Genomic DNA, 16,085 nt, shown 5'->3' with positions numbered 1-16,085 from the left:
CCCAGCCAGCCACAGCGCCGGCAGCCCGTTCAGGGGGCGCCGGAGCAGTTCGTTGCGTCACCAGCCGTACTTCACCCCGATCTGGCCATTGACCTGGTCGTAGCCGCCTTCGCCCCATTCCCCGCCGAGCTGCATCCACAGGTTCCAGCCGTCGCCGAGGATGCCCTGCAGGCCGGCGTTGACCGCGTAGCGGTCCTCCGGGACCCCGGAGGCCACCGACACCGCATTGAATGCGAGCGCCCCGCTGTCGCCGTGCCACCAGTTGATCTCGACAAACGGTTGCAGGCCCGCGGTCAGCTCGCGCGGCTGATAGGCGCGCAGTCCGACCCGGCCCAGTGTCTGGCTGTCGTCCAGCGAGTGCACCACGGTGCCGCTGTCCTCGATGACCGGGTCGGCGCTGTAGTCGCTGTAGATGACCTGCACCTGGGGCTCGATGACCAGGCGCGAACCGACGGCCAGGGCATGGCCGTACTCGAGCGACACTGCCCAGCTGCTCGAGTCGTAGTTGACGTCGGGCAAGCCATCGCTGCGGATGCGGTTGTCGAACCAGCCGTACTGCGCCCAGGCATCGAGATAAGCGCCAAGCAGATTGTCGTCGTTGGCGAACCAGGTGGCGTAGAAGCCGGCCAGCGTGCCCTCGGTGTCGCCCTTCGCGCGCGCCGGGTTGAACGACGCGCTGGCCCGCGTGTCCGATCTCGCATGGGCGAGCATGCCGCCCAGATGCAGTCGATCGCTCTCGCCCAACAGGCCCCATTGCGCCAGCTCGGCACCGGCCTGCAGCAGCGAGCTGTCACCTTCCAGGTCGATCGATCCGTCGCCTGCGCCGAACTCGATGTTGCCGCCGCGAACGCGCACCCATGCCGAGCCGAGCAATCCATCCTTGTCGCTGGCTGCCTGTGCGTACTGCGCCTCGCCCAGGCGCTCATGCATCGTGTGCACCAGCGAAGCTGCCGTCGCGTGCCGGTTGCCGAGGTACGCGCCCACTTCCGGGCGGAAGATCGGCACGAGCACTTCCGGTGCGGTGTTGCGCAGATACCAGTCGCCGTCGGCCGGATTGACCACTCCGCCCTGGAACAACAGGTATTCGTGCGGGCCGACCACCACGCGCTGTTCCAGCACGAAGGCGCCAGGCGCGGAACGCGCCGCGTCCGCCACCTGCACCAGCATGATTCCGTCGCCATTGGTGAATGCGCCAGCTCCACCGACCGGTTGCAGTGCGATGGTGGTTGCGCCGCCTGCAAGCTCGACAGATCCCGCGACCAGACGGTCGGCCTGCGCCGCCGTGCCGCCCTGGTCAAGCACGGCTTCCAACGCCAGGCGACCACCATCGGAGACGTAGCTGCCGGATACATTGAGGCGGTCGACCGCCACGCCGTTCACCATCGTCACCGTGCCGCTGTTGCGCAACGGCCCTTGCACGTTGAACTCGGCATCGGGCTGGGTCGCCAGTGCGGCCAGTGCATTGCCGACACCGAGCGTGCCGCGATTGTCGACGCTGCCCAGCACGGTGCCATAGCCACCAAACGACGCGGCGGCAGCAACGACGACATTGCCGCCACCGCTCAGGCGCGCTTGCAGGTGCTGGCTGTCGCCCACCACCAGCGTGCCCGAGGTGACCAGCGTGTCGCCGCTGTAGGCGGTATCGCCATTGAGGATCAATGCTCCGTTGCCGGTCTTCGTGAGGTTGCCGCCGCCAGCGAAGGTGCCAGTGAGTTTGTTGCGACTGGTCACTTCGATGGTGCCGCCGGTGCTGCCGAGGGTGAAGGGGCGGGCGCTGTCGAACGCCGCCGACAGCAGCAGCGTCCCGCCATCGAGCGTGACGCCTCCGGTGGCATCGCCCAGTTGCGGGTCGGCGCCGACGCTCAGCACGCCGGCCTCGACCACGGTTCCGCCCGAGTAGCTGTTGGCGCCGGTCAGCGTGATCGTGCCCGGTCCGAGAATGCGCACGCCGCCCTCGCCGCTGATGGCATTGGCGATGGACGCGCTTCCATCGCGGTCGATGGCCAGCGTGCCGTGATTGACGATGTCGCCGATCACGCTGCCGGACGTACCGCCGGTACCCAGTTGCAGCGTGCCGGTAGCTATCGTGGTGCCACCGGTGTAGGTGTTGTCGCCCCCAAGCATCAACGTGCCGGTGCCGGCCTGGGTCAACGAACCACTGCCGCTGACGATGCCGCCGAACGCGACGGCGTCGCTGCGGTTGACCACCACCGCGCCGTTGTTTGTCACGTCGCCCGGGACGCTGCCGCCGGCACCGCCGTTACCAATCTGCAAGGTTCCCGAGGCAATCGTGGTTGCGCCCAGATAGTTGCTGTCGCGCGCGAGAATCAGCGTGCCGGTGCCCGTCTTGGTCAAGGAACCCGGGCCAATCACCGGCTCGGCGAAGGTCGCGGTGAAGCCCTGCGTGTCGACCGTGCCGCCAAGTTCGCCGAGGGTGACCGTGCGCGCCAGATCGAAGCCCGCGCCGAACTGGAACGTGCCGCCGCCCAGTTCCACGCCGGCACCCGGTGCGCCCAGGTTGCCATCGCTGCCGGCCTGCAGCACGCCGTTTCCGAGGAACGTGCCGCCCTGATAGTTGTTGCTCCCAGCCAGCACCAGCGTGCCTGTGCCGACCTTGCTGAGCACGCCGGGGCCATCGATGACACCCGACAACGTCGATGAAGCGGAGCCTTCGGTCGCGATGCTGCCGCCGTCGGCGCCAATGGTGATCGCGCGCGCACTGCCGAAACTGCCAGTGGTGATCAGCATCGCCGAGTTGAGCGCCACCGCGCCGGTGGGGTCTCCGAGGTTGGCATCGCTCGCGACTTGCACCGCGCCACTGTTGATCGACGTGCCGCCGCTGTACGTGCTGCTACCACCCAGTACGAGCAACCCCGGACCATTCTTGACCAGCCGCGCCGGCCCACCCGAGCCATCGACGATGGCGGCGTCGACGGTAGCCGTGACCAGCGTATCGACCTGGATCACGGTTTCCGGTTCGCCGGCCAGGGTGAACCCTGCGCCTTCAATGGTGTAGCCGCCGCTGCGGAACTGCATGCCCTGCAGGGCGATGTCCTCGCCCATCGTGACGGTGCCCGCGGCGCCCTGGAACACGGCAAAGCCGCTTTGCCATGGCGCGTTGACCACGCCATCCACACCGGTCCATGTCGTGGGTGCGGCGGTCCAGGTGCCGTCGCCGCCATCGACGGCGCCGTTGGGCGCGGTGTTGGCGCCGTCCCAGAATTGCAGCGCGAAGCCACCGGACTGCGCCAGCAGGTTGACCTGTCCGGCCGTGCTGGTGTCGACCGCAAAATCACCGGGCACGAACCGCGTCGGCAACGACGTGCCGATATCCAGGCCGTTGTCGACGAGCGTGCCGCCGTAGTTGATCAGGCGATACACGCCGGGCGACATGCCGCCCATGTTGAACAGGTTGAGCGTGCCGTCGAGGGTGAGATTGCCCACCACCTCGACCAGGTCGTTCTGGCTGCCGCCGACGACTCCGGGCAAACCCAGTTCGTAGTCCAGCAGCGCGCCGGCATCGAGTTGCAGCGAATCCATCCGCAGCGTGCCTGGGCTGGTGCCTGGGGTGAGGTGTGCACCGGTGGCCAGGGACGTTTGGGCCGCACCGGTGCCGGCGCCGAGCGTGCCCACACCGCCGAGGGTCGCGCCGGCAGCCACCGAGACGTCACCCGGGAGTGCCCCGTTCACGAGCAGCCGGCCAGCATCGACCGAGGACGTGGAGAAAGGGTGGGTATCGGCGAGCGTTAGCGTGCCCGTGCCTTGCTTGATCAGAATCTCGAAGGCAGGCAGCGGGCCCAGGACGGCGTTGCCGGCGATGTTAGCCAGGATCGTATCGATTCCAGCGCCGCCGTTGATGGTGGTGCCGGCGGAGGCGGTCAACCCGTCCATGACGACGAACGTATCGTCGCCGCCTTGCAGGTTCGCCACAGCGTCGACCAGCCCGTTGCCGATGACGGTTTCGGCACCGCTGGAGCCAAGGAGGGCAGAAGGCGCGCCGATGCCGCGGAACGTACCGTTGATCTCGAGCGTGGCGCCTGTCAGGAGATTGGCGATGCCGGTAGCCAGCGTGCGTGCTGGGGCAATGGCGAGCGTTCCTTCGTCGATCGTGGTTTCCGAGCTGGAGCCGATCAGGATCACGTCGGTATCGAGCAGCACCCGGCTGGGGCCGGTCTGTATCAACTTCTCGAAGTTGAGGATCTTGTGCGTGATCGTCGAATCCTGGCTGCGATCGAAGATGAACGTGTCGACGCCAGTTGCGCCATCGACACCTCCCGTGCCGCTGGCGCCGCTCGTGTCGACCAGGCTGGAAGTGCCTGCCGAGGTGAAGGTGTCGACGCCGTTGTTGAATCTCACCACCGATCCGGACACTGCCAATCCGCGCATCAAACCGGAATTGACGATGCTGACGCTGGTGCCGAGAGGCGCCTGGAAGGCTCTGTTGGATCTGCCCTCGATCAAGCCCTCATTGATGATCGTGCCCCAATTGGACTGCACGCCGAACGTGCCTGAGATGACCCCGGAGGCGAGATTCTGGAGGCTGCCAGGGCCACGGCCGCCAATGCCCACGGCGACACCGTCCGCAGCGCGGATCACGCCTCCATTGATGAGCGAGCTTTCCGTTTGCGATGCGTTGATTGCGTAACCGGAGCCGGTCGCTTCGATCGTGCCGTTGTTGATGATCGCGGCCTGACTGATGGAGGGGTTGGAAAGCACGGTGATGGGGGCGCTCGCCGACCGCAGGGTCGCACCCGGCTGGATTTCAATCGTCACCCCGGTGGCGGCGACACTGCTCGAGCCGACGATGATGGGCACCGTGAACGGGTCAGGTGGCGCCGAAGTGCAGGTGATGCGATCGCCTGTTGTCGTCGGTTGGCCGGTCTGGACGTGACCACGACACCGCCCTGCGTGACATTCACGCATGAAGCGTTGGCGGTGCCCGACACAAGGGCGGCAGCGCAGGCGAGGGCGAGGATGCTCAGGCGCGGCGCCACGACGCTTCGATGCGTCACGCGGCGAACCCTCGGAGCATCACGGACAGGGCATTCCATTTGCATCGATGCGCACTCCCCAGTCGAGTGGGAGCCAACGTCGGGAACATCGCGCAGGGCGAAACCGCTTTCCCAACGACGAAGCATCGGCTTGGTGGCGTGGCGTGACTGTGAAATTCACATCACGCTCGACCGCAGTTTTCTCCAGCGTTTCAGCCGTGAAACGTGGCGGCCCCTCTCTTCTTCACATTCATTGCTGCAGCACTGGCCTGAGGCCGTCCCGGTCGCGTTCTGCCGGCGCGTTCGGAAACAGCATCGCGATCGCGGCCGCTGCCAGGCCCACGGCCATCGACCCGACGTACAGCCACGTGTAGCTGCCGAAGCGATCAAACAGCCAGCCGCCCATCAGCGGGCCGGTCGCCATGCCGAGACTGGAGAGCATGTTCATCGCGCCCAGTACGGTGCCGAGGATCGCGGGACTGAATGCATCGCGCGCCAACGATGCATACAGCGGCATCGTGCCGCCGTAGGCCATGCCAAAGACGATCGCCACGGCGTAGAAACCGTCGATCTGGCTGACCTTGAGATACGTCACCGCGGCGAAAGCCTGGACCAGCAACCCGACCACCAGCACCGGCTTGGCGCCGATGCGATCGGCGAGGGTGCCGCACAGCAAGCGACCGCCGAGGCCGGCCGCACCTTCCATGCTGTAGATGGTGACGGCGGCGGTGACGCTGAGACCGCATCCGACCGCATAGCTGACAGTGTGGAAGATCGGGCCGGAATGCGCGGCACAGCAGGCAAAGAAGGCCAGTGCCAGCACGAGGAACGGTCGCGAGCGCAGCGCCTGCGCGGCAGTCATCTGCTGCGTGGGTGCGGCGACTGCGTGGCCCGTGATGGTGGGTGCGGCGCGGACGAACCACACCGCCGGCAGTGTCAGTGCCCATGCCACGATGCCGACGATCAACAACGTCTCGCGCCAGTCGTAGTGGCTGATCAGCCATGCCACGAGCGGCGACATCGTCATCGGCGCCACGCCCACGCCGGCCGATACCAGCGAGATGGCGAGGTTGCGATGCCGGTCGAAGGACGCCGCGGTGGCGGCAATCACCGGCGCGAAGAAGCTCGACGTCGCCAGGCCCAGCAACACGCCGTAGGCAAGCTGGAACTGCAGCAGGCTGCCGGCGAGACTGGCCAGGACGCATGACAGGCCCAGCAACAGCGACCCGGCCAGAACCACGATCCTCGGTCCGAAGCGGTCGCTGAGCATGCCCCAGCCAAAGCTGCCGAAGGCGCCACTGATGAAGGCCAGGGTCATGGCGCTGGACAGACCGGCGCGCGACCAGCCGGTCGCAGCGCCCATCGGCGCCAGCAGCACCGCCAGGGAGAAGATCGTGCCGATCGCGACGCAGCCCAGCAGCGCACCGGCGGCGACGAGCGTCCAGTTGCGGTCCATGGCCTGAGGAGCGGCGGGGCTGGATCCTTTCATGCGGAAATCTCCCACGGCAGATACCAGGGAGACGAACCAGGGCAGCGTGAATCGACATCGGGCCCAGTAGGGACGTGCGCGGCGCCCGGTCGGACGATCAGGTCCCCGGGTTCTTCGCCACCACGATGATCCCGCGCGCGTGCAGGCTGGCCAGGTCGTCGCGCGCGATCTCGATGTCCTTGCTCATGTCGTAACGGATCCCGTTGGCGACGGCGCTCTCCAGGTCGCGGTAGGCGCGGCGCTTGCTGGCAGAGCTGTCCATGGCCGGATGCGCCATGACCCGGTCAGGGAAGACTTCTTCCACGCGCATCAGTCCGTACAACGCAGGCGCCTCGGTGGACCCGTGCAGCGCATTGATGCGTGCCAAGTAGATGTCCCCGGGGCTGGGGTCATCAAGGCAGCGGCGAGTGCGGTTCTCGAAACTGCAAACGAAGATCATCGCCGATGCCGTGGCCAGTGCCACGATGGCGATCGCCACCTTGTACGTCATGTTGCTCATGCGTTCCTTCCCTCGCGCCGGGCGTGACGCGTGGACGCAATTCTGGCGAGCGAGCAGGCGTGATCACATAGGAACTGCCTCAATCGATACGCGTGTCGGCACACCGATCCGGTGAACGACGACTGACGTTGCGCATGCACTTGAGAATCGCCTGATGGAAACAGGCCCGGCGCGCCACCTACGCTGTCGCGCCTGCGCTTGCAGGTCGCAGCGCATGCCTGCGCATGCATGCCTGTGCACATCAACAACACCAGTGGCGCGAGCGCCGGGAGAGATTGCATGATCAAACGATTGTCCGCCGAGTTCATCGGCACGTTCTGGCTGGTGCTCGGGGGCTGCGGAAGCGCCGTGCTCGCCGCCCATTTCGGCGGCGACGGCAATCCGCTGGGTATCGGACTGCTCGGTGTGTCGCTGGCGTTCGGTCTGACGGTATTGACCGGCGCGTATGCGCTGGGCCACATCTCCGGTGGTCACTTCAACCCGGCGGTCAGCGTCGGCCTGTTCGCGGCCGGACGGTTCCCGGCCCGCGATGTGCTGCCCTATGCGGTGGTGCAGGTGCTCGGTGCGATTGCCGCCGCCTGGGTCATCCAGCGCATCGCAACTGGAAGCGCGCAAGTGGTGATCGATCTCAATGCGCCGGGTGCATTCGCCAGCAATGGTTATGGCGCACTCTCGCCCGGTGGCTTCGACATGGCGTCGGCGATGCTGTGCGAAGTGGTGCTGACGGCGATGTTCCTGATCGTGATCCTCGGTGCCACCGACGGCCGCGCGCCGGCCGGCTTCGCTCCGATCGCGATCGGACTGGCGCTGACGCTGATCCACCTGATCAGCATCCCGGTGACCAATACCTCGGTCAACCCGGCGCGCTCGACCGGCATGGCGCTGTTTGCCGGCAGCGGCGCGATGAGCCAGCTGTGGCTGTTCTGGCTGGCTCCGATCGCGGGTGGCGTGCTGGGCGGCCTCGTCCACCGCGGTATCAAGAGTTGAAGCCAGGGTCCCCACGCACGCACGTCGTCGTGCGTGGGGACTTCCGGTTCACGAGCCCGGCGGCTGCTCGGCCAGGCTCGGCACGGCGTTGCTGCTGGTGGCAAAGCGCGGCAATTCGTCGCGGGTATCGAACCAGGGCAAGCGCGACTGCGTCCACACGTGGTCGTCGATGTGCACGCGCGCGGGCTCATCGAGACTGCCGATAGACACCTGCACGCGGTCTGCCAGGACGTCCTCTCGCATGCCCAGCGTGCTTCCGCAGATGGCGCAGAACGCGCGTTGCGCGAACTGCGATGAACGAAACCAGCTCGGCTTCGCGCCGGTCCACTGGAACGATTCGGCGGGGAAGTGGACGAATGCCAGCGCCGGTGCGCCGGAATGGCGCCGGCACGTCTGGCAGTGGCAGATCACGCCACGCAACGGCTCGGCGCTGGCGCGGTAGCGGACGGCGCCGCACAGGCAGCCGCCGACGATCGAATCGTCCATGGTTCCTCCGCAATGGGGATGTGGAGCGGTTATACGCCGGCGCGCGTGGGGCCGGCGTTGCCGTCAGGGCGCGCTGTCGAACAGGTGTTGCAGCACGGCCTCGCCGTAACGGTCGAGCTTGCTCGCGCCGATGCCGGGGATGCGGCCGAGTTCATCCAGATCGTCGGGCGCAGCTTCGGCGATCGCGCGCAACGTGCTGTCGTGGAAGATCACGTAGGCCGGGACGTTCTGCTCGCGTGCCATCGCCGCACGCCAGTGGCGCAGCGCGTCGAAGCGCAGCTGCGAATCGACGTCCAGTTCGATCATCTGCACGGTGGTCCCACCGCGCGACTTGCGTCCGCGTGCCGGCTTGGGCGCCTCGTGGCGGAAACGCAGTTCGCGTTCGCCGCGCAACACCGGGCCGCTGGCCGCGGTCAGGCGCAGGGCGCCGTGGTGCTCGACGTCGGCTTCGAGCAGGCCGTTGGCGACCAGCTGGCGGAACACGCCACGCCACTGGCGCTCGTCGAGGTCGTTGCCGATCGCGAAGGTGCTCACGCGTTCGTGGCCCCATTGCCGCACCTTCTCGGTGTCGGCGCCGCGCAGCACGTCGATGACGTGGCCGGCGCCGAAACGCTGGCCGGTGCGGTACACGCACGACAGTGCCTTGCGCGCGGCCTGCGTGCCGTCCCAGCTGCTGGGCGGTTCCAGGCAGTTGTCGCAGTTGCCGCAGGCGCCCGGATGCGGTTCGCCGAACCAGCCCAGCAGTGCCTGGCGACGGCACTGGGTGGATTCGCAGTAGCCAAGCAGGGCGTCGAGCTTGCCCAGCTCCAGGCGCTTGCGATCCTCACCGGCCTCGCCCTGCTGGATCATCGTGCGCAGGTTGACCATGTCGCCCAGGCCGTAGCTCAGCCACAGTTCGGCCGGTTCGCCGTCGCGGCCGGCGCGGCCGGTTTCCTGGTAGTAGCCCTCGATCGACTTGGGCAGGTCGACGTGGGCGACGAAGCGCACGTCGGGCTTGTCGATGCCCATGCCGAAGGCGATCGTCGCCACCATCACCACGCCGTCTTCCTGCAGGAAGCGGCGCTGGTTGCCCGCGCGCACCTGCGCGTCCATGCCGGCGTGGTAGGGCAGGGCCTTGATGCCGGCGGCCTGCAGCTGCTCGGCGACGCTCTCCACGCGCTTGCGCGAGAAGGCATAGACGATGCCGCTCTCGCCGCGATGGCCGGACAGGAAGTCCAGCAGCTGGCGCACGCCGGCGCCGTCCTTGTGGACGACGCGGTAGCGAAGATTGGGGCGGTCGAAGGAGCTGACGAACTGGCGTGCGTCCTCCAGCGCCAGGCGCTCGGCGATCTCGCGCCGGGTCGGCGCGTCGGCGGTGGCGGTCAGGGCAATGCGCGGGATCTCGGGCCAGCGCTCGTGCAGGACGGTGAGCTGGCGGTATTCCGGGCGGAAGTCATGGCCCCACTGCGATACGCAGTGCGCCTCGTCGATGGCGAACAGGCCGATCCGGGCGCGCTCGAGCAGCGACAGGAAGCGGCCGGTGAGCAGGCGCTCCGGGGCCACGTAGAGCAGGTCGAGCTCGCCGGCCAGCAGCTGGCGTTCGACGTCGGCGGCGGTGGCCGCATCCAGGGTGGAGTTCAGGTAGGCCGCGCGCACGCCGAGCTGGCGCAGCGCCTCGACCTGGTCCTGCATCAGCGCGATCAGCGGCGAGACGACCAGGCCGCAGCCGTCGCGCAGCAGCGCCGGGAGCTGGTAGCACAGGGATTTGCCGCCGCCGGTGGGCATCAGCACCAGGGCGTCGCCGCCGCTGGTGACGTGTTCGACGATCTGCGCCTGTTCGCCGCGGAAAGCAGGGTGGCCGAAAATTCGGCGGAGCAGATCGAGTGCGGAGTCGGACATGCGCCTAGTTTAGCGGGCGCGGGAGGGCGGCCAGTCGGAGAACCCCTCTTCCGCACGCGGAAGAGGGGCCAGGAGGGGTCATTCGAGCAGCGAGCGCAGCATCCAGGCGTACTTCTCGTGGGTCTGCAGGCGCTGGGTCATCAGGTCGACCGTCGGGTCGTCGCCGGCGTCATCGGCCAGCTTGAGCACCTTGCGCGCGGTGCGGGCCACGGCTTCATTGCCGACGGTGAGCTGGCGGACCATCTCGCGCCAGTCCAGCGACTCGGTCAGGCCCGGCTCCTCGGGAATCGAGCTCAGGCGGATGAATTCGGCGTACGAACCGGGGGCGTTGAAGCCCAGGGCGCGGATGCGCTCGGCGGTCTCGTCCAGCGCGTTCCACTGCTCGGTGTACTGGCCCTCGAACATCAGGTGCAGGCTGTTGAACATCGGCCCGGTGATGTTCCAGTGGAAATTGTGGGTCTTCAGGTACAGCGTGAAGCTGTCGGAGAGGAAGCGCGACAGGCCCTCGGCAATCTTCTTGCGATCGCCCGCGCTGATCCCGATATCGATGGCCGAGGGGCTTGCCACGGTCTTGGCCGAGTCCTTGGAGGGGGTCCTGGACTTGGCGGATTTCTGTTTAGCCACTGTTTTTCTCCCTGCGCTGAGGTTTGCGGGCGACAATAAGCGCTGCCGATCGCAATGTGGTTGGTTTTTGGCTTGCAGTTTGATCGATGAAATCAATGGACCCGGCGCAGTCTAGACAGCCCGATGTCAGTAACGCGTTACGCCAGGCCCGGCGCGCCATCGATGGTGCGCTGAGTCGCGACCGTGGGCGACTGCAAGGGTTGTGGTCGCGCTGGAGCGGGAAGCCGGCGGACGAACGCGCACGCGAGGCCTTTGCCCAGGCGCTGAGCGCATCGGTCGCGCAGCGCCAGGCACGGGCCGCGGCGCTGCCGCAGGCGCCGGTCGATCCGTCCTTGCCGATCGCGGCCGAAGCCGAACGCATCGTCGAGCTGATCCGCAAACACCAGGTGATCGTCATCGCCGGCGAGACCGGCTCGGGAAAGACCACCCAGTTGCCGAAGCTGTGCCTGGCGGCCGGGCGTGGTGCCGCCGGCATGATCGGCTGCACCCAGCCGCGCCGGATCGCCGCGCGCGCCGTGGCGCGGCGCGTGGCCGAGGAGCTGCAGACCCAGCTCGGTGGCGCGGTCGGTTACCAGGTGCGCTTCACCGAAAATGTCGGTGAGCAGACCGCGGTCAAGTTCATGACCGACGGCATCCTGCTGGCCGAGATCCAGTCCGATCGCTGGCTGTCGCGCTACGACACCATCCTAATCGACGAGGCGCACGAGCGCAGCCTCAACATCGACTTCCTGCTGGGCTACCTCAAGCAGCTGCTGCAGCGTCGCCCGGACCTGAAGGTCATCGTCACCTCGGCGACGATCGACACCGAGCGCTTCGCCCAGCATTTCGGCGATGCGCCGGTGGTCAATGTCGAAGGCCGCGGCTATCCGGTGTCGGTGCGCTACCGCCCGCTCGGCGAAGGCGAGGACGACGGCGAGCAGGGGCGCGACGGGGGCAGCCGCGACCGCAGCGTCAACGACGGCATCGTCGCCGCCTGCGATGAAATCACCCGCGAGGATCCGCGCGGCGACGTGCTGATCTTCCTGTCCGGCGAGCGCGAGATCCGCGACGCCCACCAGGCACTGGAGCGCCGCAAGTACCGCGAAACCGAAGTGCTGCCGCTGTATGCGCGGTTGTCGGTGCGCGACCAGGATCGCGTCTTCAATCCCGGTCCCAAGCGTCGGATCGTGCTGGCCACCAACGTCGCCGAAACTTCGCTGACGGTGCCGCGCATCCGCTACGTCGTCGATCCCGGCCTGGCCCGCGTCAAGCGCTACAGCCCGCGCGGCAAGCTCGACCGGTTGCACATCGAGCCGATCAGCCAGGCCAGTGCCGACCAGCGCAAGGGCCGCTGCGGACGCATCAGCGAAGGCACCTGCTATCGCCTGTACTCCGAAGCCGACTTCCTGTCGCGGGCGCGCTACACCGATCCGGAAATCCGTCGTGCCGCGCTGGCCGGCGTGATCCTGCGGATGTTGTCGCTGGGGCTGGGCAACATCGAGGATTTCCCGTTCCTGGAGCCGCCGGATCCGCGCGCGGTCGCCGACGGCTGGCAGCAACTGGGCGAGCTGGGCGCGGTCGACGAGTCACGCAAGCTCACGCCCACCGGCAAGCTGATGTCGCGCCTGCCGGTCGACGTGAAGCTGGCGCGCATGCTGGTCGCCGCCAACCAGCACGGCGTGCTGCGCGAGATGCTGGTGATCGCCTCGTTCCTGGGCATCCAGGACCCGCGCGAGCGCCCGGCCGACCAGCGCGCCGCTGCCGACAATGCCCATGCCCAGTTCGCCGATCCCAAGTCGGAGTTCGTCGGCATCCTCAAGTTGTGGGAGGCCTACCAGTCGGCGCACGAAGAACTCACCCAGTCGAAGTTGCGTGGCTGGTGCGAGAAGCACTTCGTCGGCTTCCTGCGCATGCGCGAGTGGCGCGAGCTGCACCGCCAACTCAGGCTGATGGGCGATGAGCTGGACTGGAACAGCGAGCCGCGTGCCGGCGAGTTCGACCAGGCGGTGTACACGACGCTGCACCGTGCGCTGTTGGCCGGCCTGCCGACGCAGATCGGCTTCCGCAGCGAGCGTGGCCAGTACGACGGCCCGCGCGGTCGCAAGTTCCAGTTGTTCCCCGGTTCGCCGCTGGCGAAGAAGCCGCCGCCGTGGGTGTTGTCGGCGACGCTGCTCGACACCGAGCGCGTGTGGTCGCTGACCAACGCCGGGATCGAGCCGGATTGGGTCATTGCCGAGCTGCCGCATCTGCTGGCGCGTCGCCAGCACGATCCGCGCTGGGCGCGATCGCAGGGTCGCGTGGTCGGCAGCGAGCAGATCAGCCTGTTCGGCCTGGTGCTGGCGCCCAAGCGGCCGGTGCACTATGGCGCGCTGTTCCCGGAAGAGAGCCGCGTCATCTTCGCCCGCGACGCGCTGGTCACCGGCGAGATCAATACCCGCAGTGCGTTCCTGGCGCGCAACCTGGCCACGCTGGCCAAGGCCCGCGACGAGGAAGCCAAGCAGCGCCGCAGTGGCCTGGTCGTCGAAGAAGAATGGATGGCGCAGTGGTACCTCGACCGCCTGCCGTCGCACGTGCACAACGCGCAGGCGCTCGATGCCTGGTACGGCAAGCTGCCGCCAGCGGAGAAGGCCGCGCTGGAATGGTCGTTGGCCGACCTGATGGTGGTCGACGAAAGCGACGCGCAGCGCTTCCCGCCGTACCTGGCGCTTGGCAATGCGCGACTGGCGGTGAAGTACCGGTTCGAACCCGGTGCCAGCGACGATGGCATGACACTCGCCGTGCCGCTGCACCTGCTCAACGCGCTCGATCCGGTGCGCTTGTCCTGGCTGGCGCCGGGCTTCGTCGCCGACAAGGCGGCGGCGCTGATCAAGTCACTGCCCAAGACCCTGCGCCGCAACTTCGTGCCGGCGCCGGATTTCGCCCGGGCGTTTTTCGAGGCGCATCCGCAGGCCAGCGCCGACAGCATCACCGGTGAGCTGTCGCGTTTCCTGTCGAAGCTCGGTGGCGTCGCGGTTGTGGCACTCGACTTCGATGAGGCGGCGCTTGAGCCGCACCTGCGCATGAACCTGCAGCTGATCGAAGGCGGCGGCAAGGGCGAGAGTCGCAACGTCCTGGCCGAATCGCGCGACCTCGACGACCTTCGTCGCCGTTTCGGCGAACGCGCGGCCGCGGCCTTCGCGGCCCGCGCCGCCGACGGCCTGGCGCAGCAGGGCCTGACGACGTTCCCCGATTCGCCGATCCCGGTCTCGGTGGCAGGCGCGGGCGGTGTCCCCGCGTACCCGGCGTTGCATGACGATGGCGAGAGCGTGTCGCTGCGCGTGCATGCCGAAGCCGAAGTGGCCAGGCGTGAGCACCCGCGTGGTGTGCGCAGGCTGTTGGCGATCGCACTGGCCGACAAGCTCAAGCAGGCGCGCAAGCAATTGCCGGTCACGCCGAAAACCGGATTGTTGTACGCCGCCATCGAGTCGGCGGCACCGCGTAACGATGGCCTGAAGGAAGGCGATCGTCTGCGCCTGGATCTGGTCGACGGCGCGTTTGCCTCGCTGGCCGCCGATGGTGCGGGCGCAGGGCTATTCGACATCCGCGATTCCGGCGCATTCGCCGCGCGCCGCGATGCCATCGCAAAGCAACTGTTCGCCGACGCGATGGAACGCCTGCGCCAGGCCGAGACCATCCTGGGCGCCGTCGCCGAAGCACGCGCCAAGCTGGAGTCGCCGCTGATGGGCTGGGCCAGCGGCAACCTCGACGACATGCGCGCGCACCTGGCGTCGTTGACGCCGCCGGGCTTCCTGCGCAACGTTCCAGCGCAGGCATTGCGCGAATATCCGCGCTACCTGAAGGCGTTGGCCCTGCGTGGTGAACGCGCGTTGCGCGATCCGGTCCGCGACCAGGCGCGGATGCTCGAGATCAAGCCGTTTGCCGACGCGCTGGCCAGGGCCGTGGAAGAGGGCGCGGGCGACCAGCCCGAGTGGCAGGCGCTGCGCTGGGACCTGGAGGAGCTGCGCGTGTCGCTGTTCGCCCAGGAACTGGGCGCGCGCGGCGGCGTGTCGCCAAAGAAGCTTGCGCAGCGGCTGTCGCAGCTGCGCCGCTGACTAGTCGGCCCGCTGCACCTTCATGCGCGGTGTCTGCCCGTCCATCTGCAGGTACCAGGCGCCCATGAAGCCCGGCGTCAGGGTGACCTTCGGGTTGGTTACCGGCTTGCCCAGGTAGAGGTTGCCCTCGACAACGCGCCAGCGCTGGCCGTTGTCGAGCAGCACGGTATCGCCGCGCGACCAGCTGCGTACATCGCCCTGCACGCTCGCCATGACCGGGCCGGCGGCGGTGCGCTTCTCGCGCCGGCCGACGTCATCGGCGGCGCGCTCGGCCACGGCGGCTTCCAACGCCGCGCCCTGCTCCTGGCTCAGCAGCCGGTTGAGCAGGGCCAGTTGTTCGGGTGACAGCGTGTCGAGGCCGGTGGCGCGCATCTGTTCGGCATTCAGCCGCTGCTCCAGCGCAACGTAATCCTGTGCCGCGCGCGCAGATGCGGGCGACATCGAAGCAGCAACGAAAACGGCAACGCAGGCGAGCAACAGGCGCATGGACGATTCCTTTGCGTGGTGGCTACTGGGTGGCGGTTACTTGACGCGCTGCACCTTGGCGCGCGCGTTGAAGCCCTCGATCGACAGATACCAGGCAGAACCAATCACGCTGGGCGTGATCTTGACCTTGGGGTTGGCGTCCTTGACGCCGGTAAGCGAGACATCGTCGATCTGCTGCCACACCTGGCCATTGTCGAGCGTGAAGCTGCGGCCCTTGCCGAAGCCGGTGAAGTTGCCGGTGATCGTGCCGTCGACCGGTTCGCGCGACGTGGCCAGGAACAGGCCGCGGCGGTCTTCGTCGCCGCCGGACTGCTTTGCGGTTTCGGCAGCCTTGGCGGTTTCGACCTTGAGCTTGCCATCGAGCCAGTCGTTGAGGTTGGCCAGCTGCTCGGGACTCAGGCGGTCCAGGCCGGCGGCCTTGAACTGCTCGTAGCTCATCTGCTGCTCGATCTTCTGCTGGGCGAACGACGCTCCGGCCAGGGGCAGCAGTGCCGCCAGCGCGAGCAGGCGGAGCGAGGCGTTGCGGAGCGTGCTTTTGAAGGGCGTGGGACGGGGGCGGGTCAAACGCATGCGCT

General features: G+C 67.7%; 10 protein-coding genes. 2 read left to right on the top strand and 8 right to left on the bottom strand.

The window, feature by feature from the left end:
• Window positions 1-57: 57 nt before the first annotated feature.
• From HIV01_RS09465 to HIV01_RS09455, 3 genes are all read right to left on the bottom strand, one after another.
• Window positions 58-4,923, bottom strand: coding sequence for an autotransporter outer membrane beta-barrel domain-containing protein (locus HIV01_RS09465; protein ID WP_207526909.1), 4,866 nt, complete (start codon window positions 4,921-4,923; stop codon window positions 58-60).
• Between the two features lie 318 nt (window positions 4,924-5,241).
• Window positions 5,242-6,480 carry an MFS transporter gene (locus tag HIV01_RS09460; protein WP_200606660.1) on the bottom strand — a complete coding sequence of 413 codons (1,239 nt, stop codon included), beginning with the start codon at window positions 6,478-6,480 and terminating at the stop codon, window positions 5,242-5,244.
• 97 nt (window positions 6,481-6,577) lie between these two features.
• A complete protein-coding gene (locus tag HIV01_RS09455) occupies window positions 6,578-6,979 on the bottom strand; it encodes a hypothetical protein (RefSeq protein WP_200606658.1) in 402 nt (133 codons plus the stop codon).
• Between the two features lie 279 nt (window positions 6,980-7,258).
• On the opposite strand from HIV01_RS09455, the gene aqpZ reads away from it, so the two are divergent.
• Window positions 7,259-7,966: an aquaporin Z gene (gene aqpZ / locus HIV01_RS09450; RefSeq protein ID WP_200606656.1), complete on the top strand. Its 708-nt coding sequence runs from the start codon at window positions 7,259-7,261 to the stop codon at window positions 7,964-7,966.
• A gap of 48 nt (window positions 7,967-8,014) precedes the next feature.
• Here aqpZ and HIV01_RS09445 read toward each other — a convergent pair whose 3' ends face one another.
• From HIV01_RS09445 to HIV01_RS09435, 3 genes are all read right to left on the bottom strand, one after another.
• Window positions 8,015-8,452: a GFA family protein gene (locus HIV01_RS09445; protein WP_200606654.1), complete on the bottom strand. Its 438-nt coding sequence runs from the start codon at window positions 8,450-8,452 to the stop codon at window positions 8,015-8,017.
• A gap of 63 nt (window positions 8,453-8,515) precedes the next feature.
• A complete protein-coding gene (gene recQ / locus HIV01_RS09440; RefSeq protein WP_200606652.1) occupies window positions 8,516-10,330 on the bottom strand; it encodes a DNA helicase RecQ in 1,815 nt (604 codons plus the stop codon).
• A gap of 78 nt (window positions 10,331-10,408) precedes the next feature.
• Window positions 10,409-10,954: a Dps family protein gene (locus HIV01_RS09435; protein ID WP_200606650.1), complete on the bottom strand. Its 546-nt coding sequence runs from the start codon at window positions 10,952-10,954 to the stop codon at window positions 10,409-10,411.
• Window positions 10,955-11,049: 95 nt separating this feature from the next.
• On the opposite strand from HIV01_RS09435, the gene hrpA reads away from it, so the two are divergent.
• Complete coding sequence (gene hrpA / locus HIV01_RS09430; RefSeq protein WP_200608430.1) at window positions 11,050-15,024, top strand: ATP-dependent RNA helicase HrpA; 3,975 nt, start codon at window positions 11,050-11,052, stop codon at window positions 15,022-15,024.
• Here the strand turns inward: hrpA and HIV01_RS09425 are convergent, their stop codons facing one another.
• Both HIV01_RS09425 and HIV01_RS09420 read right to left on the bottom strand, forming a co-directional pair.
• Complete coding sequence (locus tag HIV01_RS09425) at window positions 15,025-15,510, bottom strand: hypothetical protein (RefSeq protein ID WP_200606648.1); 486 nt, start codon at window positions 15,508-15,510, stop codon at window positions 15,025-15,027.
• Window positions 15,511-15,546: 36 nt separating this feature from the next.
• Complete coding sequence (locus HIV01_RS09420) at window positions 15,547-16,080, bottom strand: hypothetical protein (RefSeq protein WP_245156763.1); 534 nt, start codon at window positions 16,078-16,080, stop codon at window positions 15,547-15,549.
• Window positions 16,081-16,085 lie beyond the last annotated feature (5 nt).

Origin of the sequence: Lysobacter arenosi (genome assembly GCF_016613475.2) — a bacterium.
Taxonomy (GTDB): domain Bacteria; phylum Pseudomonadota; class Gammaproteobacteria; order Xanthomonadales; family Xanthomonadaceae; genus Lysobacter_J; species Lysobacter_J arenosi.
The sequence above is the reverse complement of the archived record's forward strand: the minus strand, read 5'-3'. Positions and strand labels throughout refer to the sequence as shown.